The sequence below is a fragment of the Enterobacter sp. UPMP701 genome (assembly GCF_053709515.1).
On sequence record NZ_JBSKJN010000008.1, the window covers coordinates 42,669 to 67,868 of the forward strand.

The window sequence follows — 25,200 nt, forward strand, 5'->3', positions numbered from 1 at the left end:
TTTTTGTCCTCTTACAGTTTCAGCAGCTGCATCTGTGCTGTTGCTCCGGGCATCAGCCGCTGCAGGTTGTTGACCAGCTCTTCTCCTGCCTCTTCCAGTGCCGCAAGCGGCATCGACGGCAGACTTTCAAGAATAAACCACATGGATTGCGCCTGGCTGTCCAGACGAGTCCGTATTCCCTGGCGCCAGTTCCACCGACGGCAGGTGACGCCGAGGGCGTCGCGCCAGATAACCTCGCCAGCATCCGGATATTCCACCACTGGCTCTCCCTCTTTAAAGGTATCAAACGGCTCGCTGCTGTCGGCCAGCGTCAGACGTGGCGCACCCGAATAAGCCGCGATATTTTCACCTCCCACCGGAATGGCATAGCGAATACTCACCGCGTTATAGATATCCACGACCGGATCCAGCGACGGCAGCGAACCGTCTTTCAGTACCCGCTTGCGCAGGGCTGCGGCGGAACAGGGCGTGCGTTTCGGTTTCGCGCCGAAGGCTTTAAACACCTCATCCCAGTCTGAAAGGTGTGCATCAGCCCACGGCACATCATCATTCAACATCTGCTGGCAGGCCTGCGCCAGCGCGGCGGGGGCAACCTCCGGGTGGGTAATCGGCGCGGCTTCAACCAGAATGCTCAGAGCCCGAAAGCCTGGGGCGATTGCGGCAAGTCGCGAATCTATTGACGGCGTAACGAGAGACATAAATAATCCTGTATTGACTGTTTTATACCATGGTAGTGACCAATGACTGATAAAGTCAATATAATGACTGCACAGGGTGCCGATGTTGCCCAGGTAAGCCTGGCCGTGGCGAACCGCATTCGCAACTGGCGGAAAGAGAAAAAACTTTCGCTGGACGAGCTGTCCCGCCGGGCCAGCGTCAGCAAAGGGATGCTGGTGGAGATCGAAAAGGGCGCAGCCAACCCCAGCATTGCCATTTTGTGCAAGCTGGCCGCCGCGCTTGGCATCTCCGTGGCGGATATCGTCAACGTCTCCAGCGAGCCGCTGGTGCACATTATTGAAGAAGCGGCGATCCCGGTGCTGTGGCAGGGCGCACAGGGTGGTTATGCCAGGCTGCTGGCAGGGGCCGCGGGCCCGGACATGATTGAGCTGTGGCAGTGGGAGATGCATCCGGGGGAGTATTTCACCTCGACAGGGCATCCGGCGGGAACCTTTGAGCTGCTGCATGTGAACGAAGGCGTATTAACACTGACGGTGGACGAGACGGTGACGCAGGTGAATGCTGGCGCGTCGGCGGTGGCGAAAACGGAAGCGGCGCACGGCTACGCCAATGAAGGCGATACCGTGCTTCGCTTCACCATGACGGTGGCGGAGTTTCACCGATAAAAAGTAGGCCGGGTAAGCGTAGCGCCACCCGGCGTTGATTACGCCTCTTCCACGCTCACCCGCAGTGCCGCCAGCGCTGTACGCGCCGCCTTCAGCACCTGCTCGCACTGCTCAATCGTCAGCGTCAGCGGCGGTTCTATGCGGATAGTTTTCGAGTTGTTGAGCGTGCCAGCCACCAGCACCCGCTGGCGGAACATCTCGCTCGCGAAGCTGTAGCCGGTTTCGTTATCGACAAACTCAATTGCCATCAGCATCCCTTTGCCACGCGCGTCCTGTACCAGGTCCGGGTACTCACGCCCCAGCTGGCGGAAGCCATCCAGCAGCATGTCGCCTTTCTGCTCCGCCTGCGCAGGCAGGTTTTGCTCCAGCAGCACGTTGATGGTGGCCAGCGCGGCCGCACAGGCCAGCGGGTTACCGCCAAAGGTGGTGGTATGCAGGAACGGGTTGTCGAACAGCACCGAGAACACCTCCTCGGTGGCAATCGTGGCACCAATCGGCATCACGCCGCCGCCGAGCGCTTTCGCCAGACACAGGATGTCAGGCTGAACGTTCTCGTGCTCGCAGGCAAACATCTTGCCGGTGCGCCCCATCCCGGTCTGCACTTCGTCGAGGATCAGCAGCGCGCCAAACTCATCGCACAGCTGACGCACGGCGGGCAGATAGCCCTGTGGAGGCAGGATCACGCCGCCTTCGCCCTGAATCGGCTCCAGGATCACCGCCGCCACGTCGTCGCCGGTTTTACGGCATTCGCTCAGCACGGTGCGCATGGCGTTAATGTCGCCAAACGGCACGTGGCGGAAGCCCGGCAGCAGCGGCATAAACGGTTTTCGGAAGGTGGATTTAGCGGTCGCCGACAGTGCGCCCAGGGATTTTCCGTGGAACGCGCCGCTGGTGGCAATGAAGGTGAATTTCCCGCGCGGCGACTGGTACGCTTTGGCGAGCTTGATCGCCGCCTCGACCGACTCGGTGCCGCTGTTGCTGAAGAAGCTGTATTTCAGCTTGCCGGGCGTTAAGGCTGCCAGCGTTTTTGCGAGCATGGCGCGAAGTGGGTCGAGCAGTTCCTGGCTATGGAGAGGTTGTTTCGCAAGTTGATTCTGTACGGCGGAAACCACTACTGGATTACGGTGCCCCACGTTGAAGATACCAAAACCACCCAGGCAATCGATAAACTCCTGTCCCTGGGTGTCGACAAGCGTGTTCAGACTTCCCGCTTGCCACTCTACGGCTCCGTAATCCCCGCCGGCGGTAACAGATTTGCGATACTCCAGAAAACCAGGATTCACATGCTCTTTAAAGTAATCAATGACCTCTCGGTTAAGTTGTTTCATCTCCTCATGATCGAGCGTTCGCTTCTCAATGAGATTCAGTGCGTGCGCGGTACAGGCAAGAGCCGAGGCGCTGGAAGGTAACCTGTTCAAAATATGCTCCCGGGGATCGCGTATCACATGATACTGAGATAAGTATTGCAGGGATTACGCCACTTCAGATGACTTAACGAAAATCGGGATAAACGCCAGGTTAAAATTATGTTGCGCAATATTTAATCATGCCGGAGCAACCGAAACGGGATTTAGCGGTACAGCGCAAGGGGCACCGGAAAGGGGGATTCGGCTCAGTTGCACTACCGGAGTGCATCGCCTGCTGCTTAAGTGGGCATTAACAGTTCATGCTTTGTAGGTAATTTCTTACCGAAAGTATGTGAAATCAATAGATTATAAAATCTCACAAAAAGTGCGGTTTAAGTGAAATCTGCGATCTCTATCAAGTTTAACAACTAAAGATAAATTGTTTACCGCCGAAAAAACAATAAACCACAAAATTAACATTCGAATAACCTGCAAGGAATGCCCGTCATGTCTTCTCCTTCCTTTGTCACCCAGAATAACTATCCTCTGGACGATGACACCACCTTAATGTCGACCACCGACATCCACAGCTATATGACTCATGCAAACGACACCTTTGTGCAGGTGAGCGGCTATCAGCTTGATGAGCTGATGGGGCAGCCGCACAATCTGGTGCGTCATCCCGATATGCCGAAAGCGGCGTTTGCCGATATGTGGTACACCCTGCAACAGGGTGAGCCGTGGAGCGGGATTGTCAAAAACCGACGTAAAAATGGCGATCATTACTGGGTGCGCGCGAATGCGGTGCCGATGGTGCGAAACGGGCAGGTGACGGGGTATATGTCGATCCGCACCCGGGCCAAAGAGGAAGAGATTGCCGCCGTAGAGCCGCTCTACCGGGCGCTGAATAACGGGAACTGTAAAAAGCGTATCCACAAAGGACTGGTGGTGCGTAAAGGGTGGCTGGGTAAGCTTCCGGGCATGCCGCTGCGCTGGCGCGTACGCAGCGTGATGGCGGCGCTTTTTGCCGTGCTTACCGCGACCCTGGTGACCACCTCCGCAGGCTGGGTGCCGCTCGCAGCCGCCGCAGTGGTGATGCTGCTGGGAACGCTGCTGTTTGAGCAGCAAATTGTCCGCCCGATCGAAAACGTCGCGCGTCAGGCGCTGAAGGTGGCGACCGGCGAGCGCAACAGCGTGCAGCATCTGAACCGCAGCGACGAGCTGGGGCTGACCCTGCGCGCGGTAGGACAGCTGGGGCTGATGTGCCGCTGGCTGATCAATGACGTGTCGAGTCAGGTGGTGAGCGTCCGTGACGGTAGCGACAGGCTGGCGCAGGGGAATGAAGAGCTGAACGATCGCACGCGGCAGACCGTGGCGAATGTGCAGCAAACCGTCGCAACAATGAACCAGATGGCCGCTTCCGTTCAGAGCAACTCTGAAACTGCCGCCGAAGTGGACAAACTCTCCGTGGCCGCGAGCAGCGCGGCCACGAAAGGCGGTAACGCGATGCAGACCGTGGTGAAAACGATGGATGATATCGCCGACAGCACGCAGCGTATTGGTTCGATTACCTCCCTGATTAACGACATCGCTTTCCAGACCAATATCCTGGCGCTGAATGCGGCGGTGGAGGCCGCAAGGGCCGGCGAGCAGGGGAAAGGTTTTGCCGTGGTCGCAGGTGAAGTTCGCCACCTTGCCAGCCGCAGCGCGAATGCGGCGAACGATATCCGCAAGCTGATTGATGCCAGCGCCAGCAAGGTGCAGTCCGGCTCCGAGCAGGTACATGCCGCAGGTCGCACGATGGATGATATTGTCGAGCAGGTGAAAAACGTCACGCAGCTCATCGCGCACATCAGCCACTCGACGTCCGAACAGGCGACCGGGTTGTCTGAGTTAACCCGCGCGGTGGCGGAACTCGACAGTATCACGCAGAAAAATGCCGACCTGGTCGAGGAGAGCGCCCACATTTCTGCGATGGTGAAGCATCGCGCCGGACGGCTTAAGGATGCGGTGACGGTTCTCCACTGAGTCAGTAATGTTCCAGAAAGCCGTTTATTTCGCAGGGAATAAACGGCTTTATCATTTTCTGATTGTAATTATTAATGTATTTTATTGTTAATTTTATATTAAATAACTAAAAAAACTTCCTCAGTTATTTGTTCCTGCCTAAGTCAATTTCCCGCGATGCTATTTTGCAAAACTCTACTCTGGTGGTCTGGTAACGATCAATGGAGCAATATTAATAGCCTGTACCTATCCATTGTGATAATTATGAAATAAAAAAACGATCAAAGTCATAAAGTTAGCGAGTGGGTTACCGATAACAGCGATCGTCTGAGAAATAATCACATCGATGGAGAAAATATGTTCTTACATGACGTAAAGATCGGCACGAAATTATTTCTGGCGTTTGGGTTCTTTATTGTCCTTATGGTGGTCAGCGCCAGTTTATCCTTGCTGAGTCTGAACCGGGCGAATAACGGGATGCAATCCATCATTACCGATGATTATCCCACCACGGTAAAAGCGAACCAGTTAATCGACAACTTCCAGGAATTTATTAGCACTCAGCAGCTCATGTTACTGGATGAACAGGGAACGTACACGGCGCAGTCGCAGCAGAATCTTAAAGCGATAAGCGAGCATATTACGGTGATCCTGGGTGAACTGAACAGTGCGCTGCAGGACCCGAAATCACAGCAGGTCCTTGCCGAGATCCGCGACGTCCGTCAGCAGTATCTGGACTCGCGCTATCGCATTTTGCAGGCGGTTCAGCACAACGATCGTGCGGGCGCTATTCAGGAAATGATGACCAACACTCTGACCGTGCAGCAGGCCTATAAAGCCAAAGTGCAGGAACTGATTGCGATTCAGAACCAGGAGATGCAGAGCGCCGGGGCGCAGGTGGAAGGCGACTTCAAATCTAACCGGCTGATGCTGATCCTGATCACCCTCTTTAGCGTCGCGGCTGGCAGCCTGATTGGCTGGTTTATCGTGCGCGCTATCACTCGTCCGCTCGGCGAGGCGGTGAATTTTGCCAATGCCATTTCAGAGGGGGATCTGACGGGCAGTATCACGCCGCACGGCAAAGACGAAACGGGCCTGTTGCTGCACGCGCTGATGGAGATGAAAAACCGCCTGCTGGACATTGTGCAGCAGGTGCAAACCGGCTCGGAGAATATCTCCAGCGCGGCCGCGCAGATTGTCGCCGGGAACCAGGATCTCGCCGCGCGCACGGAAGAGCAGGCAAGTTCCGTTGAACAGACCGCCGCCTCGATGGAGCAAATTACCGCGACGGTGAAAAACACGGCCTCGCACACCGGGGAAGCGACCAACCTCTCGGCCGATGCCGCCACGGTGGTCAAAAACAACGGCGAGATGATGAAGCAGGTCACCAGCAAAATGCGCCTGATTAACGAAACATCGAACCGGATGTCCGACATTATCGACCTGATCGACGCCATTGCCTTCCAGACCAACATTCTGGCGCTGAACGCGGCGGTGGAAGCGGCTCGTGCGGGCGAACACGGCCGCGGCTTCGCGGTGGTGGCGGGCGAGGTGCGCCAGCTTGCTCAGAAGAGCGCGTCGTCTGCCAGTGAAATCCGCGAGCTGATTGAGAGTTCCACCAGCCAGACACAGGACGGGATGAACCTGGTCGAAAAAGCGAGCGCGTTGATCAACGGCATGGTCGGTAACGTGGAAGAGATGGACGTGATCCTGCGCGAGATCCGCCAGGCCAGCCACGAGCAGACGGAGGGGATCTCGCAGATCAACAGTGCGATTGGCCTGATTGATGCCACCACCCAGCAGAACTCTGCGCTGGTGGAGGAGTCTGTGGCAGCGGCGGCATCGCTTAACGAACAGGCGATGCACCTGAAAGAGCTGGTACGCGTCTTCCGTGTGAATGAGCACGCGCCGGCTTAATCCAGCTGGGAGATCTCCAGCGCCGCGCGGTCGATTACGCCGATAATCTGCTTGAGCTGCGCGTCGCTGAGCTCTCCCTGATTCACCTTCAGGTCTAATACCGCTTTAAAGTTATCCAGCGCCCGCTTCATCTGCGGATTTTTGCGCAGTTGAAAGCCGACGCTGCGCGCTTTAATACGCACCTGGATTTGTTCCAGCTGTTCCCGGTTTTCGTCCAGCCAGCGTTGTCCTTCAGCGGTAATCGCAATCTTCTTACGACCGTTCTCTTCTTCCGTGATGGTGATAAAGCTCTGATCCTGAAGATAATCCAGGGTCGGGTAGATCACGCCGGGGCTAGGGGTGTAGTTCCCCTGAGTCAGGTTCTCGATCTCTTTGATCAGCTCATACCCGTGGCTCGCGTTGCGGGTCAGGATATCCAGAATCACCAGCCGCAGATCGCCGTGACCGAAAAAGCGCGGTCGGCGTCCGCCGCCTTCGTGTTCGTGTCGCATAGTATGCCCTTTGAATTGATATATCTAAACTATATCTAAGATATATTCAGATGCAATCTAAAAGATCTTGCATTTTTACTGATTAGTAATCATTATCATTTAAAAATGAATTTAGATATATCGTAATCATCAGAGAAGAGGCTAAAAATGGCATCTACCCGTTACCCACAGCGCGTGCGTAATGACCTGCGTTTTCGCGAGCTGACGGTGCTCCGCGTTGAGCGCATCAGCGCAGGCTTCCAGCGCATTGTTTTAGGCGGCGAGGCCCTGGAGGGCTTTTGCTCTCGCGGTTTCGACGACCACAGCAAAGTCTTTTTTCCGGCACCTGGCGCCACGTTTGTCCCGCCGGTGGTCACCGATGAAGGCATCGACTGGGGCGACGGCGTGCGCCCACAGGCGCGCGACTATACGCCGCTGTACGATGAAGAGAACCATGAGCTGGCGCTCGATTTCTTCGTTCACGACGGGGGTATTGCCAGCAGTTGGGCGGTCGAAGCGAAAGCGGGGGACAGGCTGACCATTGGCGGCCCTCGCGGTTCGCTGGTGGTACCGGAAGATTACGCCTGGCAGTTGTACGTATGCGATGAATCTGGCATGCCCGCGCTGCGTCGACGTTTAGAGGGCATTGCAAAACTGCCGGTGCGCCCGGACGTTCATGCGGTGGTGACCGTGGCTGATGAATCTTATAAGGACTATCTGGCGCACCTGAGTGAATTCAACATCACCTGGGTGGTGGGCCACAGCGAGCAGGCGGTGGCTGCCCGTCTGGCAGCGTTGACCGTTCCGGCGGAGGATTACTTTATCTGGCTGACCGGAGAAGGGAAGGTGGTAAAAAGCCTGAGCCGCCAGTTTGAAACCGACGCGATTGACCAGCAGCTGGTGCGTGCCAGCGCATACTGGCACGCTAAATAATCAGGCTGCGGAGTCGAGCTGCGCTTCGCTGACCTGATGTTCGAGCGAGGCGCATACCTCTTTCAGCGCTTTCTCCTGCTGGGCAAAGTACGCTTCCATATTGCTAAGCGACGAGACCAGCAGCCAGGACTCTTCTTTTTCCAGCTCCGCCAGCTCGTTCACCAGGGTGTCGATTTGCTCGCGGACCTGCGCCATTTTTTTGCGGATACGCTCCAGATCGTTCAGCCTGTCGCTCGCCATCAGCGGCTCAAAGCCCTGCTGCAGACGGGCCACCAGTGAGCGAATGGCTTTCACATCTCCGCGCTGCTTCGCCTGGTTGAGCTGCACCATCATGCTGTTGGCCTCTTCTTTCAGATCGTCCGCCACCAGATCCGGGTGGCAGAGCTTACTCGCCTGCCGCCAGAGACGCTTCAGCTCGTTCCGATCTTCTTCCGAAAGATCCTTGCCTTTGCGCAATCGCACCTCGGCATCGTAATGCTGCTCGCGATACTTCTCGTACTCTTCGTTGGCCTCGTCGCGCGCCTGACGCGCTGGCTCCTCTTCGCGCGTTAAGCCGCTCTCCAGCTCAAGCGCTTCGGCCAGCAGGTTAGCGATCAGATTGCTTTGCTGCTCCAGATGCTTACGCGCCTCAGCGGCCTGTACGGAGTCAGCCGGGAGATCGCGCCAGCGCTGGGTGAGCGTCGCCAGCACCTCTACCGCCTGCGCCATATAGCGCTGGCAGCGACGGTAATCTTCCTCGCGACGACGCGCTTCCGCCTGCTGACGACGCAGGTTCAGCTCCGCCAGCGTTTTACGCAGGGCGAGGATCTGCTGCATCAGCGGCCCGAGGCGGGAGAAATAGAGATCGTTAAACTCATCAAGCTGCTGCACGCGCGCGTTGCGGCGGTCAATCAGATCGCGCAGACGTTCTTCCAGCGCCTTCAGCTCCAGCTTGCTGGCCGCCACCTGCGGATCGCGCCACGGGGTCACGGCGCGCTGCCCCTGCAGCCAGGCGGTTATAGCCGCCATCGCCGCGGTGTAGTTCTTTTGCTCAAGCGCCACGACGATTGCCTGTAGCTCATCGTCAAACGCTTCATTTTTCAGGCGTGTCAGCTGGCTCTGGATGATGTCGTCATCTTCCAGTTCAATGGCATTTTTAATGATTTCTAGCCGTTTGATCGGTGTGCTCATGATGCCTTTCGCTTTGGCGCTTAAGTATTTGAGTTAAGGGTAGTTGTTGTAAAAGCTACAGGAAATAATACACACGGATGATGATCGGCGCGATGGGGGATTTCTTTAGTTTTGCAATTTGTGAAGACGTGCGGAGGGTGATGGCCTTCGCGCAGCTCGCCGAAAGGGCTCGTTTTAATCTATTGAAATAACGATTAATGACTAAAAAAACAAGACCAATCCCTACGTAAAATTACCAGGTAAAACCCGTAATCGCCCGAATAGTTTGCCTGTGCCGGGCTGCTTATTATCCCTCTCACTGACTGTTTTCCTGACATCGGCGGACGACCGTTCGACGAGCGGAATATTTTTTCAACGGAGTAGAGATGAATATGAAAGCTATTTTAGCCGCCCTGCCGATCGCGATGATTCCGGCTACTGTTCTGGCAGCAAATACTGAGGAAGGGTATTACGGTTCCGCAAAATATCTCCAGGTTGAACAGCGTGCAAAGGAGATGGATACCAGCGCACGTCCTGGGGTAGGGCAGTTTGTCGGCGGTAAAGAGAAAGAGCACTTCGGTGGCGCGGCGATTGCTGCGGGCTATCAGTTTGGTAACGGCTGGCGTACAGAGGGTGAATATACCTTTAAGCAGAAGGCCGAATATACCAGCGGCTCCAGTACCTTTGCCAACAGCTATAACCACCTGAAAACTGAAACCGAGCGCCTGATGGTTAACGTTTATCGCGATTATGAGCTGGGCTATGGCGTTTCCCTGTACGGTACGGCAGGTCTGGGTGTGAGCAAGATTAAAGCCAACGGCTGGCAGGGTAATTCGAGCCGCGAATACGCTTCTACCACGCAAAGCAACCTGACCTACGCTTTAGGGGCTGGCGTGAGCTATACGCCGGTTGAACGCCTGTATGTTGACCTGGGCTACCGTTATATCGATATGGGCAAGATCGAAAGTGGATATAACGACTTCGCTAACGCCCGTGGTTTAAAAGACGAACAGATGAAAGCGCACATCGTGTCTAATGAATTTACCCTTGGCATGCGTTATGTCTTTTAACCTGTTGTAAGTGTCATTTTTTTTAAAAACAGGGCCAACGCCGCAGGAATGCGGGGTTGGCTTTTTTGTGGGGTTTTAAAAATCATGTTTCAGACTCTTGCGGGACTCTAAACTTTAACCCGGAGAGATAAGTACAGACAAGTTGAAGTGCCTATCACTGTATTAATAGCATTTTATGTAAATTGCTGAATAAACAAACAGAATTAATGAACCAACAAAACACCATTTTGAACCAACCGTTAAACGACAAAATAAGGGCATCCCACGATGGCCGAAAGCGTTTAAATCAATGAAGGCCTGACAATTACCGATGAAGTTGCGGAGGCTCTTGAAAAGAGGGGCTTCTGGAGGCATTCCGCAACGCGCTGGCTTGAGGTGATGTATTTGCCTGACCAGACCGACAGTACGCGCGCAGCGGCAGCGATACGCCGCAATAACTGCCAGAGAATGCTTAACAGCATTAAGCATGACTAAAATACCCCAAACGTGTAAGAAGTGCGGAGGGGAGGCTACGTGCTGGCAGACCCGGGGGCGAAAGAATTGGCACTTAAAACAATATAGGGCGGATTAACCGCCCTTTTTTTACGCTGTAACCCGCTCGTTCCACGCATCCGAGTATTGGACGTTCCCATCGCAATACTTCCAGGTGATCCGCTCATAGCGGAGCTGTATTCCCTCATTATGATTGTGTATCTGTAACGCTGGCTCTTTACAGTTATGCATGACGGGGTTAATGCTGATTAGCGGTTTCTCTCCCATGCCGTACAGCTGAAAACGGCGAAGCAGTTATGTGGTTGGGGGTAACGGCGTTTGGAAAGCAGGCCGACGCGCTGGCATGCTACCAGAAAGGCGATCTGATAAGCGTGGCGGGTGTGCTGCAGGTCAATCAGTGGACCGGGCAGAACGGCGGAACACAAAGCGGTTATGCGCTGGTGGCCGACAGTGTGATCGGGGCAAAATCAGCCAGACCAGGAGGAAAGGCGGGGAAGCGCACCAGGAACGGCCAGACAGCACCAGGTGATGAAATACCGTCTTGAAAGTCAGGATGGAACAGGCCCGCTACAGCGCAATGCGGGCTTTTTTATTACGGTGCTAACCGGATGCTATTTTTTCATGTCCTGTAATGCTTGATTTGCTGCACTTCCGATTTTTACGCAGAATTTACCATCACTACCAGGGCATTTATCCGTTGCATTTTTGACAATAATTTCTAAATCTAGATCGTCTACGGTGGTATCAATATGATTAAGCACCCATGATTCAAAAGTCTTATCTTTATCTGTTATTTTCTCCAGTTGGCCAGATGTTTCCCACCGATAGGCGAGAAGGCTTACGACAGTGGCGGAAACTCCCTCAGAGATTGAGCCATCATCACATTGCCTAAAATGGCTGTAAAAAGAGTTAACGTCCGTCCAGTCATGGATTTCACTGATGGCAGCGTCAGCGGCGTCCATTTCTTCAACGGTTTCACATCCAGCGGCATGAGCCACGCCCGATAAAAACACCATTGCAATGAGGGTCGATTTTATTTTCATATTAAATTCATGCCGGGCGGAATATAAATATTTTCGTATTTCTGTGTTGCGCTCAGGGCTTCGCAACCACTGTTATTGGTAACGGTAATTGTTGAAAGTGATGATTTTACCATATTCTCTTTTATCTTTTTCATTGCTTCGTCAGTGGTGCGTATACATCCCTTTGTGGCGTGTTCCGGTCCGGGCTGGTAAGAGGCATGCGCCCGCCCTGAGTGAACACCTACGCCGGGATGTCCTGAATAATTAAAACGGATAATTCCGTACGAACCGTAAGAGCCATCCTCGCTGTCTCCTGGGTGTAGATGCGGTTTTGATTTGTCCTGTATCTCATACGTTCCGTTCTCAACGTGGCTGAAAGTAGCCCGGCGATCAACATGATTGTAGGCGGTCCATGTGCCGATAGTCGAACCATCATCACCCAGCAATTTAAGCGTATGGGCACATCCATCAAAAGAAAGTGTAGACATAGCCTGTCCTTATGCAGTCTTCCGTTCGTTCCATGCATCAGAATGAACTAAATTTCCGTCGAGAAATTTCCAGGTAATTTTTTCATATCTGAGATCGACAATTTCCATATGGTTAAGGTGCTGGCTGTTTGGGTCTTTGCAATTAGCCATCACAGGAGTTACAGAAACCACCCTGACATTTTCCAAAAACATATTAAAATATTCAACTTCCTGCCCGGCATCGTTAATGCGATACCATTTCAACTCGGCAGACTTTAACAATTGACCTGTGGATACAGCCTTGTAGAGATAGGTTGATGAGCTATCGAACTCCTTACCGATAGTAAATGAGCCATGAACGCGTGTTCCGGTTTGCTTTCCTGTATTACCATCAACGGGAATATGTAGGCCATGGCTGAAGCTGATAACTTCTATGCTTCCTTCCCGGTTTTGTACATCGGACGATCCTTTAATCATTGCACCGCCGTCATCAGTCAAAAATAAGTGGGATGGGATAGGCATTCTGGTTGACTCCATTTAGTTGAGAAATTATCCAAACATTACTCCTTCATTGTTTTTCTGTTTGTAATATTTTATTCCACCATTGTTATCTATATTTACCCATTCAATAAATCAATAAAAAATATAAATTCCAAATATGTAAGTGATTTACTTTTGATGTGCGTCATAAGCCCAATCAAAACCGTTACGGCATTGCAATAATTGCAATGTTTTTTGTAGGCGTTGCGTTTTTTGCGATTAAGCTTGCTACTGTGATTACATCCAGTAGGAGACTGGGGACACCATGAAGAAAAATTCTAAAACCCGCGTCATTCTCATAACTGCCGAGCAGTTTCCGCAATTGAGCGCCTGCAGCAGCAGGAGCAGGAGCGCAGCCCACTCGGTACGGCACCAACCATTCACGCTATCGCCCGCGCATTGTTCGACAAAGCGTTATCCACCACCAGCCAGGAGAAAACAGCATGACTACCAATACCGGAGAATTAACAGCGAATATCAACACCGCAGAAGCTGGCGCCACCAGCAGTTCGTCTGAAATCACGCAGAACCAGATCGAGCTGCAGCGCGAAAGTTTCCGCCATGGTTGTGCCGCCCTGTTAAACGACATCAATCACGCCGCACGGGCAGATGATTTATTGCACCGCACCCGCCGGGCAGAGGTTGAGTTAAAAATGCTTGCCAGTTATCTGGAGGGGCAGGTTAACGGGAGCAATATTTCTGAGCTGCTGGCGATGACAGCAGGGGATAAAAAGTTTTTTTTGGTTCGGGCTGAATTATGTCCAGATTGTCCGGCTCGATGCCGCCCCGCATTTTGCGGCTCGCCCGCTATCGCTTTCAGGGAACTGGCACAGAATGCGGCTGGAATCCACGGCAACGGCGTTTAATGGTCAGCGCTGGTGGTACGTCTGCCCGGAATGCGGTAAGCGCAGCGCCGCGATGTACTGGCGCCCGGATAAGTTAGCATGTCGCAAGTGCATGGGGCTGCGTTATCAGAGCCAGTACGAAACGTTTTCGAGCGAGTTCGAGCGGCTTTGTCACCGTATCAGGAAAGAGCGGATCGCAATCTGGGGGCCGAATGAGCCTGATGTCGAATTCCTGATGCGCAAACCCAGCAGCTTTAAACGTCCAAAGGGTATTCGTAAAAAGACCTTTCGCCGGAAGCTGGAACGCCTGCAGACGCTTGAAGTTTTATGGTCTGGGTTAGCGCTCAGGCATCTTAATTCCTGGAAGGATGAGGAGTGAACCAACTTTTACAGGCCTGAACTAACCTCAATTTATCGTATGTTGGTTCGCATAAATCCAGTGCTGGCGCGGCTTACAGAGCCGTGAACCAACTGAACCGACAGTTTTTCTGTGTCTATATATGCGTTTTTATTGTGTCTGAATTGGCTGGTGAGCGGGGAACCACCAGCGCTGGTGGTAAGGGGGGTAGGATAATCCCAGCAGGGTACCGATCGCCATACGGCCAGCTTCATCGAATTTTTACACCCGCGAAAATAAAAAATTGGGGTGAGATGGTGTTATCGGTCATAAATTAACCATAAATCACTATGGCTACCGTTTGAAAGAATCCCCGAACTATCCCCGAAAAAGAAAAGGGCCAGCGCGTATAGCGCCAGCCCTTGCGGTGTCTGGTGGCCCCTGCTGGACTTGAACCAGCGACCAAGCGATTATGAGTCGCCTGCTCTAACCACTGAGCTAAGGGGCCGTGGCGGTGAATTATAAAGTAACTCCCCGCAGCAATCCAGCCATTCACTCCTGCTTGCTGTTTTTATAAACAACGCATAATCAATCCTTTATACTTCCATAACGATGTATTAGTGGGAGTAAAGATGATCAACGATATTCTTGCACCTGGCCTGCGGGTGGTGTTTTGCGGTATCAACCCGGGCAAGTCCTCAGCGCACACCGGTTTTCACTTTGCCCATCCGGGGAATCGCTTCTGGAAAGTGATCTACCAGGCCGGGTTTACGGACAGGTTACTCAAGCCTGAAGAGGAGCAGCACCTGCTGGATACGCGCTGCGGTATTACCATGCTGGTTGAGCGGCCTACGGTACAGGCGAGCGAGGTCAACCTGCATGAACTGCGCAGCGGCGGGCGAGAGTTGATCAGGAAAATTGAAGACTACCAGCCAGCCGCGCTGGCGATCCTTGGTAAGCAGGCCTACGAACAGGCGTTCAGTCAGCGCGGTACTAAGTGGGGTAAGCAGAACATTACTATCGGCGTGACGCAGGTGTGGGTGCTGCCGAATCCAAGTGGGCTGAACAGGGCGACGCTGGATAAGCTGGTTGAGGCGTATCGGGAGCTTGATGAGGCGCTGATGGTGCGGGGACTTTAGCGGCTCTGCGGCTAGATGCCGTCACCCTGACTCTCAGCCACAGGGAGAGGGAATAAACAAAAAAGCTCCCCGAAGGGAGCTTTTTCACGTTCAGAACAGCTTAGTCGTCCAGGAAGCTACGCAGCACTTCAGAGCGGCTTGGGTGACGCAGCTTACGCAGCGCCTTCGCTTCGATCTGACGGATACGTTCGCGGGTAACATCGAACTGTTTACCCACTTCTTCCAGCGTGTGGTCGGTGTTCATATCGATACCGAAACGCATACGCAGGACTTTTGCTTCACGGGCGGTCAGGCCAGCCAGTACGTCGTGCGTCGCAGCACGCAGGCTCTCGGTGGTCGCAGAGTCCAGCGGCAGCTCAAGGGTGGTATCCTCGATGAAATCACCCAGATGCGAATCTTCATCGTCACCGATTGGTGTTTCCATGGAGATTGGCTCTTTGGCGATCTTCAGCACTTTACGGATCTTGTCTTCCGGCATCAGCATGCGCTCGGCCAGCTCTTCCGGCGTCGGCTCGCGGCCCATCTCCTGCAGCATCTGGCGGGAAATACGGTTGAGCTTGTTGATGGTCTCAATCATATGCACCGGAATACGGATGGTGCGCGCCTGGTCTGCGATAGAACGGGTGATTGCCTGACGGATCCACCATGTGGCGTAAGTGGAGAACTTGTAACCACGACGGTATTCAAACTTATCTACCGCTTTCATCAGACCGATGTTGCCTTCCTGAATCAGATCCAGGAACTGCAGACCGCGGTTGGTGTATTTCTTGGCGATAGAGATAACCAGACGCAAGTTCGCTTCAACCATCTCTTTTTTCGCACGGCGGGCTTTCGCTTCACCGATGGACATACGACGGTTGATGTCTTTTACCTGCTCGATGGTCAGGCCGGTCTCTTCTTCAATCTGCTGCAGCTTCTGCAGACCGCGGTAGACATCGTCCTTCACGTCGTGCAGTTTTTCAGACCACGGCTTGTTCATCGCGATAGCCGCGTTGAACCAGGTTTCGCTGGTTTCGTTACCGGTGAAGAGGGTGATGAAGTTCTTCTTCGGCATTTTGCACTGTTCAACGCACAGCTTCATGATGATGCGTTCCTGGGTGCGTACGCGATCCATCATCACGCGCATGCTGTTTACCAGGTAGTCGAACTGTTTTGGCACCAGGCGGAACTGTTTGAACACTTCAGACAGCTTCAGGATCTCTTCCTGAGCGGCAGCATGGCTGCGGCCTTTCGCTTTAATGGTGTCACGCGTTACTTCGTACTGGGTACGCAGTTCGGCAAACTTCTCACGTGCCAGTTCCGGGTCGATGCTGTTGTCATCGTCCGCGCTGTCGTCGTCTTCTTCCTCATCTTCGTCTTCGTCGTCATCCATCTCTTCCTGAGACAGCTCAGAACCGACGTGAGTGGCGGTTGGCGCCATATCTTCTTCAGCGTTCGGGTCGACAAAACCGGTGATCAGATCGGACAGGCGCGCTTCTTCCGCTTCAACACGATCGTACTGCTCCAGCAGATAGGTGATCGCTTCCGGGTACTCGGCGACAGAGCACTGAACCTGGTTGATCCCGTCTTCGATGCGTTTTGCGATGTCAATTTCGCCTTCGCGGGTCAACAGTTCAACGGTACCCATTTCGCGCATGTACATGCGGACCGGGTCAGTGGTACGCCCGATTTCAGATTCCACGCTGGACAGTACCTGTGCAGCAGCTTCTTCCGCATCTTCGTCAGTGTTGTTGGAGGTTTCAGCCAGCAACAGATCATCGGCATCCGGTGCTTCTTCCATCACCTGAATGCCCATGTCATTGATCATTTGGATGATGTCTTCGATTTGATCTGAATCGACGATATCTTCCGGCAGATGGTCATTGACCTCGGCATAGGTCAGATAGCCTTGCTCCTTACCGCGTTGGACAAGAAGTTTCAGCTGTGACTGCGGGTTTTGCTCCATAAGACGGTATCCACACTTAATTCGTTTGATTGGTGTCGGCGATGGGGCTGCCAACCTTTAAAGCGAGGGCGTACTTATATTTTTGCCGCTGCCTCTCAGTGCGGCTGCCGGGGGCTTCCCGATCGATATTCGGCACTTAAGCCGTTAAATTTTTTATTTCTTCGCCAGTTCCTGGTTAATCATCCAGAGCTCCCGGCGTTCTTCGCTGCTTAAGCCGTGTGTGCGCTCGCGAGCTATCAACTCTTCCTGGCGCAACTCAAGCATCGAATCAAACATATGGTTGAGCGAGTCGGTGAACGTTTTTTCTGCAATATCCTTATCTGCTATATCGTCCCACATCGACAGTTTTTCAAGGGTAGCGGCCTCTTTTGTGCCGCGATAATGCTCTAAAAGTTGTCCGGTGGTCAGACCTGGCTGAGACAAACAAGTGTTGACCAGTTCTGAAAATAAGCCAAGCCCGGGCAACTTTTCGTGGTTCAAACCCGCCAGCGACGGCACCTGTGGCGCCAGTTCGGGGTTTTGCACCAGCAACCCTATCAGTATACGCATGGTTGTGCGTTTTAGCTGAGGCGCGGCGCGAACCGTGCCGTTTTCAGCGTGTTTAGGCATTAAACGTTCAAGCTGGCTGTCATCCAGAATGCCGAGCTTGTTGCCTAATTCCTGACGCAGATAGATGCGCAGCGTTTCGCCGGGCACCTGGCTGATTAACGGCAGCGCCAGCGTACTGAGCTGTGCGCGCCCGTCAGGGGTACTCAAATCAACCTGCGGCATCAGGCTGTTAAACAGAAACGTGGAGAGCGGCTGTGCCTGCTCCATCCGCGCTTCAAACGCCGCTTTGCCCTCTTTACGCACCAGCGTATCCGGGTCTTCACCGTCGGGCAGAAACATAAAGCGCAGCTGTCGCCCGTCGGTCATATACGGCAGCGCGGTTTCCAGCGCGCGCCAGGCGGCGTCGCGTCCTGCACGGTCACCGTCGTAACAACAAATCACATTGTTCGTCACGCGGAACAGCAGCTGGATATGATCCGCCGTGGTGGACGTGCCTAATGACGCAACCGCGTAGTTAATGTCGTACTGCGCCAGCGCGACAACATCCATATAGCCTTCGACGACCAGAAGCCGCGGAGGTTCCGCATTATCCTGCTGCGCCTCATAAAGACCGTAAAGCTGGCGGCCCTTATGGAAAATATCGGTTTCCGGGGAGTTAAGGTATTTCGGCAGGGCATCACCCAGCACGCGACCACCAAAACCAATTACCCGGCCACGCTTGTCGCGGATCGGGAACATCACCCGTTCACGGAAGCGGTCGTAGCTTCGTCCCTGGTCGTTAGTGACCAGCATGCCTGCATCGATGAGAGACTTACGATCTTCGCTATTGCCGCCAAAACGTTTTAACACGTTGTCCCAGCCGGGCGGGGCGTAACCAATAGCGAAACGCGCAATGACATCGTCGCTCAGTCCGCGCTTGTTCAGATACTGACGCGCAGGCTCAGCCGCAGAGTGCTTAAGAGACTGTTGATAAAACGAATTCAGGCCATCCATCAGTTGATACAGCGTTTGCCGTTGATGGCGCTCGATCTGACTTGGCCCACTGCCTGCTTCATACGGCACTTCAAGGTTATGCATCGCCGCCAGCTCTTCGACGGTTTCAACGAACTCGAGCTTGTCGTAGTTCATTAAAAAATCGACGGCATTACCGTGTGCGCCACAGCCGAAGCAATGGTAAAACTGCTTTTCACCGTTTACGGTGAAGGAGGGGGTTTTTTCGTTATGGAACGGACAGCACGCATGGTAGTTCTTGCCCTGCTTTTTCAGCTTTACCCGCGCGTCGATGAGATCGACGATGTCGGTTCTGGCGAGCAGGTCATTGATGAAAACGCGTGGGATTCTTCCGGCCATATGCCCCAAAAATTTAAGCGACTTATAAACGAAAACAAGCCGCGCATTCCTTCCGGAAGCACGGCCTTACGACTACTACTCTGTCTGTCAATTGAGGGCGTTGGCCCTCAAGAGATTAGTACAGACGAGTACGGCGTGCGTTTTCGCGAGCCAGTTTCTTCGCGTGACGTTTCACAGCGGAAGCTTTAGCGCGCTTACGTTCGGTCGTTGGTTTTTCATAAAACTCACGACGACGAACTTCAGCCAGAACACCTGCTTTCTCGCATGAACGTTTGAAGCGACGCAGTGCTACGTCGAACGGCTCGTTTTCACGTACTTTAATTACCGGCATGTAACTCTCACCTTTAATAAATTCGGTTTGCCGCTGGCATCAACGCCAGCTTATTTCAAAATGGTGCGGAATTTTACTGCAAATGCTGCTGCTTTGTAAAGCACCGATGCGATTTTGAAAGGGACTTTAATAAGGGTGAGGAGTATACACGAGCCTTCTTCCTGGGGCGAACAAAGTTTTACATCAACCCGCCCAGGCTCTACACTGCGCGGTATTGAAACGAGGTAAAACAAGTCATGCGTGTACTGGGTATTGAAACATCCTGCGATGAAACCGGCATCGCCATTTACGACGACGAAAAAGGGCTTCTGGCCAACCAGCTGTATAGTCAGGTGAAATTGCACGCTGACTACGGCGGCGTCGTGCCGGAACTGGCCTCTCGTGACCACGTGCGTAAAACGGTTCCCCTGATTCAGGCGGCGCTGAAAGAGGCTGGATTAAGCTCAACCGATATTGACGCCGTAGCCTATACCGCGGGGCCAGGCCTGGTCGGCGCGCTGCTGGTTGGCGCGACGGTTGGCCGTTCACTGGCGTTCGCGTGGGATGTGCCGGCCATTCCGGTTCACCATATGGAAGGGCACCTTCTGGCGCCGATGCTGGAAGACAATCCGCCCGAATTCCCGTTTGTGGCGCTGCTGGTTTCGGGTGGGCATACCCAGCTGATTAGCGTAACGGGTATTGGCAAGTACGAGCTGCTGGGTGAGTCGATCGACGACGCCGCCGGTGAAGCCTTCGACAAAACCGCCAAGCTGCTGGGACTGGATTATCCGGGCGGCCCGATGCTCTCTAAAATGGCGGCGCAGGGAACGGAAGGGCGCTTTGTCTTCCCACGCCCGATGACCGACCGTCCAGGGCTGGACTTCAGCTTCTCCGGGCTGAAAACCTTCGCGGCGAATACTATCCGCAATAACGACGACAGCGAGCAGACCCGCGCCGATATTGCGCGTGCGTTTGAAGATGCGGTGGTGGATACGCTGATGATCAAGTGCAAGCGCGCGCTGGATCAGACCGGCTTTAAGCGTCTGGTGATGGCCGGTGGCGTGAGCGCTAACCGCACGCTGCGCGCCAGGCTTGCGGAGATGATGCAAAAGCGTCGCGGAGACGTGTTCTACGCCCGCCCGGAATTTTGTACCGATAACGGGGCGATGATTGCTTACGCGGGTATGGTGCGCCTGAATGCGGGCGCAACGTCCGACCTGAGCGTGTCCGTGCGTCCGCGCTGGCCGCTGGCGGAACTGCCGGAGGCGTAACCCTCACCCTAACCCTCTCCCTATGGGAGAGGGGATCATGGCTCTACACCCGCAACATTCCTTTCTCTTCCAGAAACGCAATAATCGTTGCCAGGCCGTCACCCGTTTTAAGATTGGTAAACGTCCACGGACGCTCGCCGCGCATGCGGTTAGTGTCGCGCTCCATCACCTCCAGCGACGCCCCCACGTACGGCGCGAGATCGGTTTTATTGATCACCAGAAAATCGGATTTGGTGATCCCCGGCCCGCCCTTGCGCGGGATTTTTTCCCCTTCGGCCACGTCGATCACGTAAATGGTTAGATCCGCCAGCTCCGGGCTGAAGGTCGCGCTCAGGTTGTCGCCGCCGCTTTCCACGAAGATCAGATCCAGATTGCCGAACTTCTCACTTAACGCTTCCACCGCCGCCAGGTTCATCGAGGCATCTTCGCGGATGGCGGTATGCGGGCAGCCGCCCGTCTCCACGCCCACGATGCGCTCCGGCTCCAGTGCGCCCGCCTCGGTGAGGATGCGCTGATCCTCTTTGGTGTAGATATCGTTAGTCACCACCGCCAGGTGATACGTGTCGCGCATTGCCTTGCAGAGCGCTTCCAGCAGGGCGGTTTTGCCCGACCCTACCGGGCCACCCACGCCCACGCGCAGGGGATGTTTGTAATCAGCCATGTTGACTCCTCAGGAACGGAATAATCGTGAATATTGGGTTTCGTGGCGCGCGGAGGCGATGGCAGAGAGCGGCGTAGCTGCCCCCAGCGCGTCGTCGCCACGTAAAAAGGCCTGTTCAAACCCGGTGGCAAAATGGTCGCTCAACTCGATAATCAGCTGCTGCGCCGCCTGTTGCCCAAACGGCACCAGCTTGACGCCCGCCATCACCGCGCTCTCAATCCAGCTGTAGCCGAGGCTCAGCGCCAGCTCGCGCGCGCTAATGCCCCAGCGCACGCCGAGCCACGCCATGCCGCTAAGCTGGCTTTGCATAAACAGCGGCAGCCACGGGGCCGGACAGTCAGGCTCCCAGCTTTTGATGAGCCGCGTAAAGGCCGCCCCGCGGTTACGCTCCTCTTCGCGCAGCTCGCGCGTTTCCCGGCAGGCGAGCAGGTATGCCGTCCAGCGTTTCGCATTTGTAAGATCGCTACGCTCACAGGCCTGATAAAGACGGATAAACAGCGGCAGATCCACGCAGAAAAAGCTCTGCTCCATCTGCTGAATTTGCCAGCGTTTGAAGGCCCCGGCGTCCGTGACCCAGCCTGCTTCCACGGCCCACTCCAGCCCCTGCGACCAGGTAAACGACCCGACCGGCAGGCTGCTGCTGGAGAGCTGCATCAGGCGCAGCCTCTGACGGGCGTGCTCCATCAGCTCATCAGCGCCAGCAGGGCGGAGACAATCAGCCCGCCGCCGAAGGTTTTACGCAGGCCGTCGTGATGGCGCAGCAGCAGCCCCGCGGCAAAGCTGGCGCACAGCACCGTGGCGCTGGCGAGCATAAACCCGCTGGTGAAGAGCCAGAAGCTGTGGTCGGACATCTCCACGCCGTGCGCCCAGCCGTGGAACATCGCCAGGGCAGGCACCGCCAGCAGCAGGCGTTTTTCTGTCTTAAACATCATCACGCCGGATACCGCCAGCGAGGCGATAATCAGCATTTCCATGCCGGTAAAGCCGCCGAGCAGGCTGCCCGCAACGGCGCCAGCAAGCATCATTCCGAGGGTGGCAAACGGCAGCAGGAGTTTGCGGCCGCTCAGCGCCGAGAGCACGCCTGCGCCTGCCAGCATCAGCAGGTGATCGAGCCCGGTCAGCGGGTGGAGAAAACCGGCCTGAAAGCTGTCGGCGCCGTGGCCGGGATGTGCGAGCGCGGGAACGGAAAAAGCCAGCAGTAACAGCGGTAAATACTTGCGCATGATGAATCCTTAATGTGAATGAGCGTGAGAATGGCTGTGGCTGTGGGCATCGCTGGCATACGCGCCCGCTTCCGGTTCAAACGGCAGGCTGGCGAAGGCCACCTCCAGCCCGAACTGACGCAGCATGTCGTCGAGGACGTGATCGTGGTGGTAGCGCAGCTCGCCGGGCATGATTTGCAGCGGCACGTGACGGTTGCCCAGGTGGTAGCAGGCGCGGGCGAGCAGGAACGGGTCGGCGCAGCGCACCACGGAGACGGACTCTGCTGCTGCGATTACTTCGACAATCTCGCTACCGTCGTCGGTACTCAGCAGATCCCCGCTGCGCAGTAGCAGGCCGCGCGGTAGCATCAGCCCGGCTTCGCGGCCGTCGTTCAGCGCCACGCGGGCGCGGCTTTTTACCCGTACGTCAATCGGCAGCGTGACGCTGGCGGTAATCGGGTGCGCATGGTCCAGGCGTTGAGTTAAATAGATCATCATCACTCCTTAAAACAGGAAATAGCGTTGCGCCATCGGCAGAACGTCAGCCGGTTCGCTGGTTATCAGTTCACCGTCGACGCGTACCTCATAGGTTTGCGAGTCAACGGTGATATTCGGCTGCAGGCCGTTGTGGATCATGTCCGCCTTTTTCACCGTCCGGCAGCCTTTTACCACCGCGGTGGCGCTTTGCAGGTTGAGCTGCTGCGGGATGCCGTTCGCACTGGCGGCCTGCGAGATAAACGTCAGGCGGGTAGCGTGACGCGCGGCACCCAGCGATCCAAACATCGGGCGGTAATGCACTGGCTGCGGTGTGGGGATCGAGGCGTTGATGTCGCCCATCGGGGCGCAGGCGATCATCCCGCCTTTGACGATGGTGGCGGGTTTGACGCCAAAGAACGCCGGGGACCAGACCACCAGATCCGCCAGCTTGCCCGCCTCAATCGAACCGACTTCATGGGCAATGCCGTGGGTCAGCGCCGGGTTGATGGTGTATTTGGCGACATAGCGCTTCACGCGGAAGTTATCGTTATCGCCCGTCTCTTCCGGCAGGGCGCCGCGCTGCACCTTCATGCGGTGCGCCACCTGCCAGGTGCGGATAATCACTTCCCCGACGCGGCCCATGGCCTGCGAATCTGACGAGGTGAGCGAGAACGCGCCGATATCGTGCAGCACGTCTTCGGCGGCGATGGTTTCACGACGAATGCGGGATTCGGCAAACGCCACGTCCTCGGCGATATCCGGGTCGAGATGATGACAGACCATCAGCATGTCGAGATGCTCGTCGATGGTGTTCACCGTGTAGGGCAAGGTCGGGTTGGTGGAAGAGGGCAGAATATTCGGGTGCGCGCAGGCGGTGATGATATCCGGCGCATGGCCGCCGCCCGCGCCTTCGGTGTGGAAGGTGTGTATGGTGCGCCCGGCGATCGCCGCCAGCGTGTCTTCGACAAAACCAGACTCGTTCAGCGTGTCGCTGTGCAGCGCCACCTGAATATCCATTTCGTCAGCGACCTCCAGCGAGCAATTGATGGCGGCGGGCGTTGCGCCCCAGTCTTCGTGGATCTTGAGCCCGATAGCACCGGCGGCAATCTGCTCGCGCAGGGCGTCAGGGTTGGAGCCGTTACCCTTGCCGAGCAGGCCAATATTCACCGGCAGCGTATCGGCAGCCTGAAGCATGCGGGCGATATACCACGGCCCCGGCGTGCAGGTGGTGGCGTTTGTGCCTGCCGCGGGGCCGGTGCCGCCGCCGATCATGGTTGTTACGCCAGACACCAGCGCCTCTTCCGCCTGCTGCGGGCAGATCCAGTGGATGTGGGTGTCGATCCCGCCGGCGGTGACGATCTTCCCTTCTGCAGCGATGACTTCCGTCGCGGCACCGATCGGGATCGTCACCCCAGGCTGAATGTCCGGGTTCCCGGCTTTGCCGACGGCGAAGATCCGCCCGTCCTTGACGCCGATATCCGCTTTAACGATCCCCCAGTGATCGACGATCAGCGCGTTAGTCAGCACCAGATCCACGCAGCCGTCGGCGGTCATCTGCCCCTGCCCCATCCCGTCGCGGATCACCTTTCCGCCGCCGAATTTGACCTCTTCGCCGTAGACCGTGAGATCGTTCTCCACTTCGATCCACAGCTCGCTGTCCGCCAGCCGCACTTTATCCCCGGTGGTGGGGCCGAACATGTCGGCATACGTCCGGCGTGAAATCTCAGCCATGTTTCACCTCTCCCATCACATCGCCGCGAAAACCGAAAATGCGCTGCGCACCTTCGACCTGAACCAGCGTCACTTCGCGCTTCTGGCCGGGCTCGAAGCGCACGGCGGTGCCCGCCGGGATGTTCAGCCGGTAGCCTTTGGTGGCTTCCCGGTCAAACTTCAGCGCCGGGTTGACCTCGTAAAAGTGGTAGTGCGATCCGACCTGGATCGGCCTGTCGCCGTGGTTTTCAACTATCACGCGTTGGATTTCCCGCCCGACGTTGAGGGCAATCGTGCCGGGCTGGATCTGATATTCTCCTGGGATCATCACGCGCTCCTTAGACGATCGGATTGTGGACGGTGACGAGCTTGGAACCGTCCGGGAAGGTGGCTTCCACCTGAATATCCGGGATCATCTCCGGGACACCCTCCATGACCTGATCGCGCCTCAGGACGTGGCGGCCTGCCTCCATCAGCGAGGCGACGGTTTCTCCATCGCGTGCGCCTTCAATAATAAAGGCGCTGATCAGCGCGACCGATTCCGGGTAATTGAGCTTTACCCCGCGTGCGAGGCGACGTTCGGCAACTAGCGCGGCGGTGAACAGCAACAGTTTGTCTTTTTCTCTGGGAGTCAGTTCCATAGCGTTT

The 25,200-nt window shown here is 55.4% G+C and carries 27 protein-coding genes, 1 tRNA gene and 2 pseudogenes; 11 read left to right on the forward strand and 19 right to left on the reverse strand.

Annotated elements, in window-relative coordinates; all coding sequences use genetic code 11:
- Positions 1 to 11: 11 nt before the first annotated feature.
- A complete protein-coding gene (locus tag ACWKXT_RS16710; RefSeq protein WP_454527590.1) occupies positions 12 to 698 on the reverse strand; it encodes a B3/B4 domain-containing protein in 687 nt (228 codons plus the stop codon).
- Between the two features lie 42 nt (positions 699 to 740).
- On the opposite strand from ACWKXT_RS16710, the gene ACWKXT_RS16715 reads away from it, so the two are divergent.
- The gene (locus ACWKXT_RS16715; protein ID WP_454532952.1) at positions 741 to 1,343 is read left to right on the forward strand and encodes a helix-turn-helix domain-containing protein; all 603 of its coding nucleotides are present in this window, start codon (positions 741 to 743) and stop codon (positions 1,341 to 1,343) included.
- A 38-nt stretch (positions 1,344 to 1,381) separates the two neighbouring features.
- On the opposite strand, the gene ygjG is transcribed toward ACWKXT_RS16715, so the two are convergent.
- Complete coding sequence (ygjG, locus tag ACWKXT_RS16720) at positions 1,382 to 2,761, reverse strand: putrescine aminotransferase (RefSeq protein ID WP_454532953.1); 1,380 nt, start codon at positions 2,759 to 2,761, stop codon at positions 1,382 to 1,384.
- 435 nt (positions 2,762 to 3,196) lie between these two features.
- Here ygjG and ACWKXT_RS16725 point away from each other — a divergent pair, with 435 nt between their 5' ends.
- The gene (locus ACWKXT_RS16725) at positions 3,197 to 4,717 is read left to right on the forward strand and encodes a methyl-accepting chemotaxis protein (protein ID WP_454532954.1); all 1,521 of its coding nucleotides are present in this window, start codon (positions 3,197 to 3,199) and stop codon (positions 4,715 to 4,717) included.
- Between the two features lie 336 nt (positions 4,718 to 5,053).
- Positions 5,054 to 6,613, forward strand: coding sequence for a methyl-accepting chemotaxis protein (locus ACWKXT_RS16730; RefSeq protein ID WP_454532955.1), 1,560 nt, complete (start codon positions 5,054 to 5,056; stop codon positions 6,611 to 6,613).
- On the opposite strand, the gene ACWKXT_RS16735 is transcribed toward ACWKXT_RS16730, so the two are convergent.
- Positions 6,610 to 7,104 (reverse strand): PadR family transcriptional regulator, encoded by a 495-nt coding sequence (locus ACWKXT_RS16735; protein ID WP_454527585.1) that lies wholly within the window; start codon positions 7,102 to 7,104, stop codon positions 6,610 to 6,612. The two genes, ACWKXT_RS16730 and ACWKXT_RS16735, sit on opposite strands and share 4 nt — an antisense overlap.
- 147 nt (positions 7,105 to 7,251) lie before the next feature.
- On the opposite strand from ACWKXT_RS16735, the gene ACWKXT_RS16740 reads away from it, so the two are divergent.
- Entirely contained in the window at positions 7,252 to 8,016 is a 765-nt protein-coding gene (locus tag ACWKXT_RS16740; protein WP_454527584.1) for a siderophore-interacting protein, read from the forward strand.
- Here the strand turns inward: ACWKXT_RS16740 and ACWKXT_RS16745 are convergent, their stop codons facing one another.
- Positions 8,017 to 9,186: a DNA repair protein gene (locus ACWKXT_RS16745; RefSeq protein ID WP_454527583.1), complete on the reverse strand. Its 1,170-nt coding sequence runs from the start codon at positions 9,184 to 9,186 to the stop codon at positions 8,017 to 8,019.
- A 365-nt stretch (positions 9,187 to 9,551) separates the two neighbouring features.
- Between ACWKXT_RS16745 and ACWKXT_RS16750 the strand changes: the two genes are divergently transcribed.
- Together ACWKXT_RS16750 and ACWKXT_RS16755 are read left to right on the forward strand one after the other, a co-directional pair.
- Positions 9,552 to 10,235: an outer membrane protein gene (locus ACWKXT_RS16750; protein WP_454527582.1), complete on the forward strand. Its 684-nt coding sequence runs from the start codon at positions 9,552 to 9,554 to the stop codon at positions 10,233 to 10,235.
- A 303-nt stretch (positions 10,236 to 10,538) separates the two neighbouring features.
- Positions 10,539 to 10,709 (forward strand): PerC family transcriptional regulator, encoded by a 171-nt coding sequence (locus ACWKXT_RS16755; RefSeq protein WP_454533014.1) that lies wholly within the window; start codon positions 10,539 to 10,541, stop codon positions 10,707 to 10,709.
- A gap of 108 nt (positions 10,710 to 10,817) precedes the next feature.
- On the opposite strand, the pseudogene ACWKXT_RS16760 reads toward ACWKXT_RS16755, so the two are convergent.
- Positions 10,818 to 10,979, reverse strand: a pseudogene (locus tag ACWKXT_RS16760) (type VI secretion system tube protein Hcp); the annotation flags it as partial.
- Between ACWKXT_RS16760 and ACWKXT_RS16765 the strand changes: the two are divergent.
- A pseudogene (locus ACWKXT_RS16765) lies at positions 10,976 to 11,272 on the forward strand (single-stranded DNA-binding protein); the annotation flags it as partial. The pseudogenes ACWKXT_RS16760 and ACWKXT_RS16765 overlap by 4 nt on opposite strands.
- 66 nt (positions 11,273 to 11,338) lie before the next feature.
- Here ACWKXT_RS16765 and ACWKXT_RS16770 read toward each other — a convergent pair.
- Genes ACWKXT_RS16770 through ACWKXT_RS16780 form a run of 3 tightly spaced genes read right to left on the reverse strand, consistent with a single transcriptional unit; the run spans position 11,339 to position 12,738 of the window.
- Positions 11,339 to 11,770 (reverse strand): hypothetical protein, encoded by a 432-nt coding sequence (locus ACWKXT_RS16770; RefSeq protein WP_454532956.1) that lies wholly within the window; start codon positions 11,768 to 11,770, stop codon positions 11,339 to 11,341.
- The gene (locus ACWKXT_RS16775; RefSeq protein WP_454532957.1) at positions 11,767 to 12,237 is read right to left on the reverse strand and encodes a L,D-transpeptidase family protein; all 471 of its coding nucleotides are present in this window, start codon (positions 12,235 to 12,237) and stop codon (positions 11,767 to 11,769) included. The genes ACWKXT_RS16770 and ACWKXT_RS16775 overlap by 4 nt, the downstream gene beginning before the upstream one ends.
- A 9-nt stretch (positions 12,238 to 12,246) precedes the next feature.
- A complete protein-coding gene (locus ACWKXT_RS16780; protein WP_454532958.1) occupies positions 12,247 to 12,738 on the reverse strand; it encodes an Hcp family type VI secretion system effector in 492 nt (163 codons plus the stop codon).
- A 461-nt stretch (positions 12,739 to 13,199) separates the two neighbouring features.
- Here ACWKXT_RS16780 and ACWKXT_RS16785 point away from each other — a divergent pair, with 461 nt between their 5' ends.
- Both ACWKXT_RS16785 and ACWKXT_RS16790 read left to right on the forward strand, forming a co-directional pair.
- A complete protein-coding gene (locus ACWKXT_RS16785; RefSeq protein ID WP_454532959.1) occupies positions 13,200 to 13,622 on the forward strand; it encodes a hypothetical protein in 423 nt (140 codons plus the stop codon).
- Positions 13,591 to 13,980, forward strand: coding sequence for a hypothetical protein (locus ACWKXT_RS16790; RefSeq protein ID WP_454532960.1), 390 nt, complete (start codon positions 13,591 to 13,593; stop codon positions 13,978 to 13,980). The genes ACWKXT_RS16785 and ACWKXT_RS16790 overlap by 32 nt, the downstream gene beginning before the upstream one ends.
- A gap of 390 nt (positions 13,981 to 14,370) precedes the next feature.
- Here ACWKXT_RS16790 and ACWKXT_RS16795 read toward each other — a convergent pair.
- Positions 14,371 to 14,446: transfer RNA gene (locus tag ACWKXT_RS16795), tRNA-Ile, on the reverse strand.
- Positions 14,447 to 14,570: 124 nt separating this feature from the next.
- Here ACWKXT_RS16795 and mug point away from each other — a divergent pair.
- Positions 14,571 to 15,077: a G/U mismatch-specific DNA glycosylase gene (mug, locus tag ACWKXT_RS16800; protein WP_454527572.1), complete on the forward strand. Its 507-nt coding sequence runs from the start codon at positions 14,571 to 14,573 to the stop codon at positions 15,075 to 15,077.
- Between the two features lie 100 nt (positions 15,078 to 15,177).
- On the opposite strand, the gene rpoD is transcribed toward mug, so the two are convergent.
- From rpoD to rpsU, 3 genes are all read right to left on the reverse strand, one after another.
- Positions 15,178 to 17,022, reverse strand: coding sequence for an RNA polymerase sigma factor RpoD (rpoD, locus tag ACWKXT_RS16805; protein WP_028014473.1), 1,845 nt, complete (start codon positions 17,020 to 17,022; stop codon positions 15,178 to 15,180).
- Positions 17,023 to 17,175: 153 nt separating this feature from the next.
- A complete protein-coding gene (dnaG, locus tag ACWKXT_RS16810; protein WP_134348700.1) occupies positions 17,176 to 18,921 on the reverse strand; it encodes a DNA primase in 1,746 nt (581 codons plus the stop codon).
- 115 nt (positions 18,922 to 19,036) lie between these two features.
- Positions 19,037 to 19,252 carry a 30S ribosomal protein S21 gene (gene rpsU / locus ACWKXT_RS16815; RefSeq protein WP_001144069.1) on the reverse strand — a complete coding sequence of 72 codons (216 nt, stop codon included), beginning with the start codon at positions 19,250 to 19,252 and terminating at the stop codon, positions 19,037 to 19,039.
- A 236-nt stretch (positions 19,253 to 19,488) separates the two neighbouring features.
- Between rpsU and tsaD the strand changes: the two genes are divergently transcribed.
- Positions 19,489 to 20,502 carry a tRNA (adenosine(37)-N6)-threonylcarbamoyltransferase complex transferase subunit TsaD gene (gene tsaD / locus ACWKXT_RS16820; protein ID WP_454527571.1) on the forward strand — a complete coding sequence of 338 codons (1,014 nt, stop codon included), beginning with the start codon at positions 19,489 to 19,491 and terminating at the stop codon, positions 20,500 to 20,502.
- Positions 20,503 to 20,545: 43 nt separating this feature from the next.
- On the opposite strand, the gene ureG is transcribed toward tsaD, so the two are convergent.
- Genes ureG through ACWKXT_RS16855 form a run of 7 tightly spaced genes read right to left on the reverse strand, consistent with a single transcriptional unit; the run spans position 20,546 to position 25,193 of the window.
- The gene (ureG, locus tag ACWKXT_RS16825; protein WP_246946674.1) at positions 20,546 to 21,163 is read right to left on the reverse strand and encodes an urease accessory protein UreG; all 618 of its coding nucleotides are present in this window, start codon (positions 21,161 to 21,163) and stop codon (positions 20,546 to 20,548) included.
- A 9-nt stretch (positions 21,164 to 21,172) separates the two neighbouring features.
- A complete protein-coding gene (locus tag ACWKXT_RS16830; RefSeq protein ID WP_454527570.1) occupies positions 21,173 to 21,847 on the reverse strand; it encodes an urease accessory protein UreF in 675 nt (224 codons plus the stop codon).
- Entirely contained in the window at positions 21,847 to 22,386 is a 540-nt protein-coding gene (locus tag ACWKXT_RS16835; protein WP_454532961.1) for a HupE/UreJ family protein, read from the reverse strand. The genes ACWKXT_RS16830 and ACWKXT_RS16835 overlap by 1 nt, the downstream gene beginning before the upstream one ends.
- Positions 22,387 to 22,395: 9 nt before the next feature.
- The gene (ureE, locus tag ACWKXT_RS16840; RefSeq protein ID WP_454532962.1) at positions 22,396 to 22,860 is read right to left on the reverse strand and encodes an urease accessory protein UreE; all 465 of its coding nucleotides are present in this window, start codon (positions 22,858 to 22,860) and stop codon (positions 22,396 to 22,398) included.
- Between the two features lie 9 nt (positions 22,861 to 22,869).
- The gene (gene ureC, locus ACWKXT_RS16845; RefSeq protein WP_454532963.1) at positions 22,870 to 24,573 is read right to left on the reverse strand and encodes an urease subunit alpha; all 1,704 of its coding nucleotides are present in this window, start codon (positions 24,571 to 24,573) and stop codon (positions 22,870 to 22,872) included.
- Positions 24,566 to 24,880, reverse strand: a complete 315-nt coding sequence (locus ACWKXT_RS16850) for an urease subunit beta (RefSeq protein ID WP_454532964.1) — start codon at positions 24,878 to 24,880, stop codon at positions 24,566 to 24,568. Before ACWKXT_RS16850 ends, ureC begins: the two co-directional genes overlap by 8 nt.
- 10 nt (positions 24,881 to 24,890) lie before the next feature.
- Positions 24,891 to 25,193 (reverse strand): urease subunit gamma, encoded by a 303-nt coding sequence (locus ACWKXT_RS16855; protein ID WP_454532965.1) that lies wholly within the window; start codon positions 25,191 to 25,193, stop codon positions 24,891 to 24,893.
- Positions 25,194 to 25,200 lie beyond the last annotated feature (7 nt).

Coding starts and splice junctions, on each gene's coding strand:
- ACWKXT_RS16710 (WP_454527590.1), bottom strand. CDS start 698: ATGTCTCTCGTTACGCCGTCAATAGATTCGCGACTTGCCGCAATCGCC.
- ACWKXT_RS16715 (WP_454532952.1), top strand. CDS start 741: ATGACTGATAAAGTCAATATAATGACTGCACAGGGTGCCGATGTTGCC.
- ACWKXT_RS16725 (WP_454532954.1), top strand. CDS start 3,197: ATGTCTTCTCCTTCCTTTGTCACCCAGAATAACTATCCTCTGGACGAT.
- ACWKXT_RS16730 (WP_454532955.1), top strand. CDS start 5,054: ATGTTCTTACATGACGTAAAGATCGGCACGAAATTATTTCTGGCGTTT.
- ACWKXT_RS16735 (WP_454527585.1), bottom strand. CDS start 7,104: ATGCGACACGAACACGAAGGCGGCGGACGCCGACCGCGCTTTTTCGGT.
- ACWKXT_RS16740 (WP_454527584.1), top strand. CDS start 7,252: ATGGCATCTACCCGTTACCCACAGCGCGTGCGTAATGACCTGCGTTTT.
- ACWKXT_RS16745 (WP_454527583.1), bottom strand. CDS start 9,186: ATGAGCACACCGATCAAACGGCTAGAAATCATTAAAAATGCCATTGAA.
- ACWKXT_RS16750 (WP_454527582.1), top strand. CDS start 9,552: ATGAATATGAAAGCTATTTTAGCCGCCCTGCCGATCGCGATGATTCCG.
- ACWKXT_RS16770 (WP_454532956.1), bottom strand. CDS start 11,770: ATGAAAATAAAATCGACCCTCATTGCAATGGTGTTTTTATCGGGCGTG.
- ACWKXT_RS16775 (WP_454532957.1), bottom strand. CDS start 12,237: ATGTCTACACTTTCTTTTGATGGATGTGCCCATACGCTTAAATTGCTG.
- ACWKXT_RS16780 (WP_454532958.1), bottom strand. CDS start 12,738: ATGCCTATCCCATCCCACTTATTTTTGACTGATGACGGCGGTGCAATG.
- ACWKXT_RS16785 (WP_454532959.1), top strand. CDS start 13,200: ATGACTACCAATACCGGAGAATTAACAGCGAATATCAACACCGCAGAA.
- ACWKXT_RS16790 (WP_454532960.1), top strand. CDS start 13,591: ATGCGGCTGGAATCCACGGCAACGGCGTTTAATGGTCAGCGCTGGTGG.
- mug (WP_454527572.1), top strand. CDS start 14,571: ATGATCAACGATATTCTTGCACCTGGCCTGCGGGTGGTGTTTTGCGGT.
- rpoD (WP_028014473.1), bottom strand. CDS start 17,022: ATGGAGCAAAACCCGCAGTCACAGCTGAAACTTCTTGTCCAACGCGGT.
- dnaG (WP_134348700.1), bottom strand. CDS start 18,921: ATGGCCGGAAGAATCCCACGCGTTTTCATCAATGACCTGCTCGCCAGA.
- rpsU (WP_001144069.1), bottom strand. CDS start 19,252: ATGCCGGTAATTAAAGTACGTGAAAACGAGCCGTTCGACGTAGCACTG.
- tsaD (WP_454527571.1), top strand. CDS start 19,489: ATGCGTGTACTGGGTATTGAAACATCCTGCGATGAAACCGGCATCGCC.
- ureG (WP_246946674.1), bottom strand. CDS start 21,163: ATGGCTGATTACAAACATCCCCTGCGCGTGGGCGTGGGTGGCCCGGTA.
- ACWKXT_RS16830 (WP_454527570.1), bottom strand. CDS start 21,847: ATGGAGCACGCCCGTCAGAGGCTGCGCCTGATGCAGCTCTCCAGCAGC.
- ACWKXT_RS16835 (WP_454532961.1), bottom strand. CDS start 22,386: ATGCGCAAGTATTTACCGCTGTTACTGCTGGCTTTTTCCGTTCCCGCG.
- ureE (WP_454532962.1), bottom strand. CDS start 22,860: ATGATCTATTTAACTCAACGCCTGGACCATGCGCACCCGATTACCGCC.
- ureC (WP_454532963.1), bottom strand. CDS start 24,573: ATGGCTGAGATTTCACGCCGGACGTATGCCGACATGTTCGGCCCCACC.
- ACWKXT_RS16850 (WP_454532964.1), bottom strand. CDS start 24,880: ATGATCCCAGGAGAATATCAGATCCAGCCCGGCACGATTGCCCTCAAC.
- ACWKXT_RS16855 (WP_454532965.1), bottom strand. CDS start 25,193: ATGGAACTGACTCCCAGAGAAAAAGACAAACTGTTGCTGTTCACCGCC.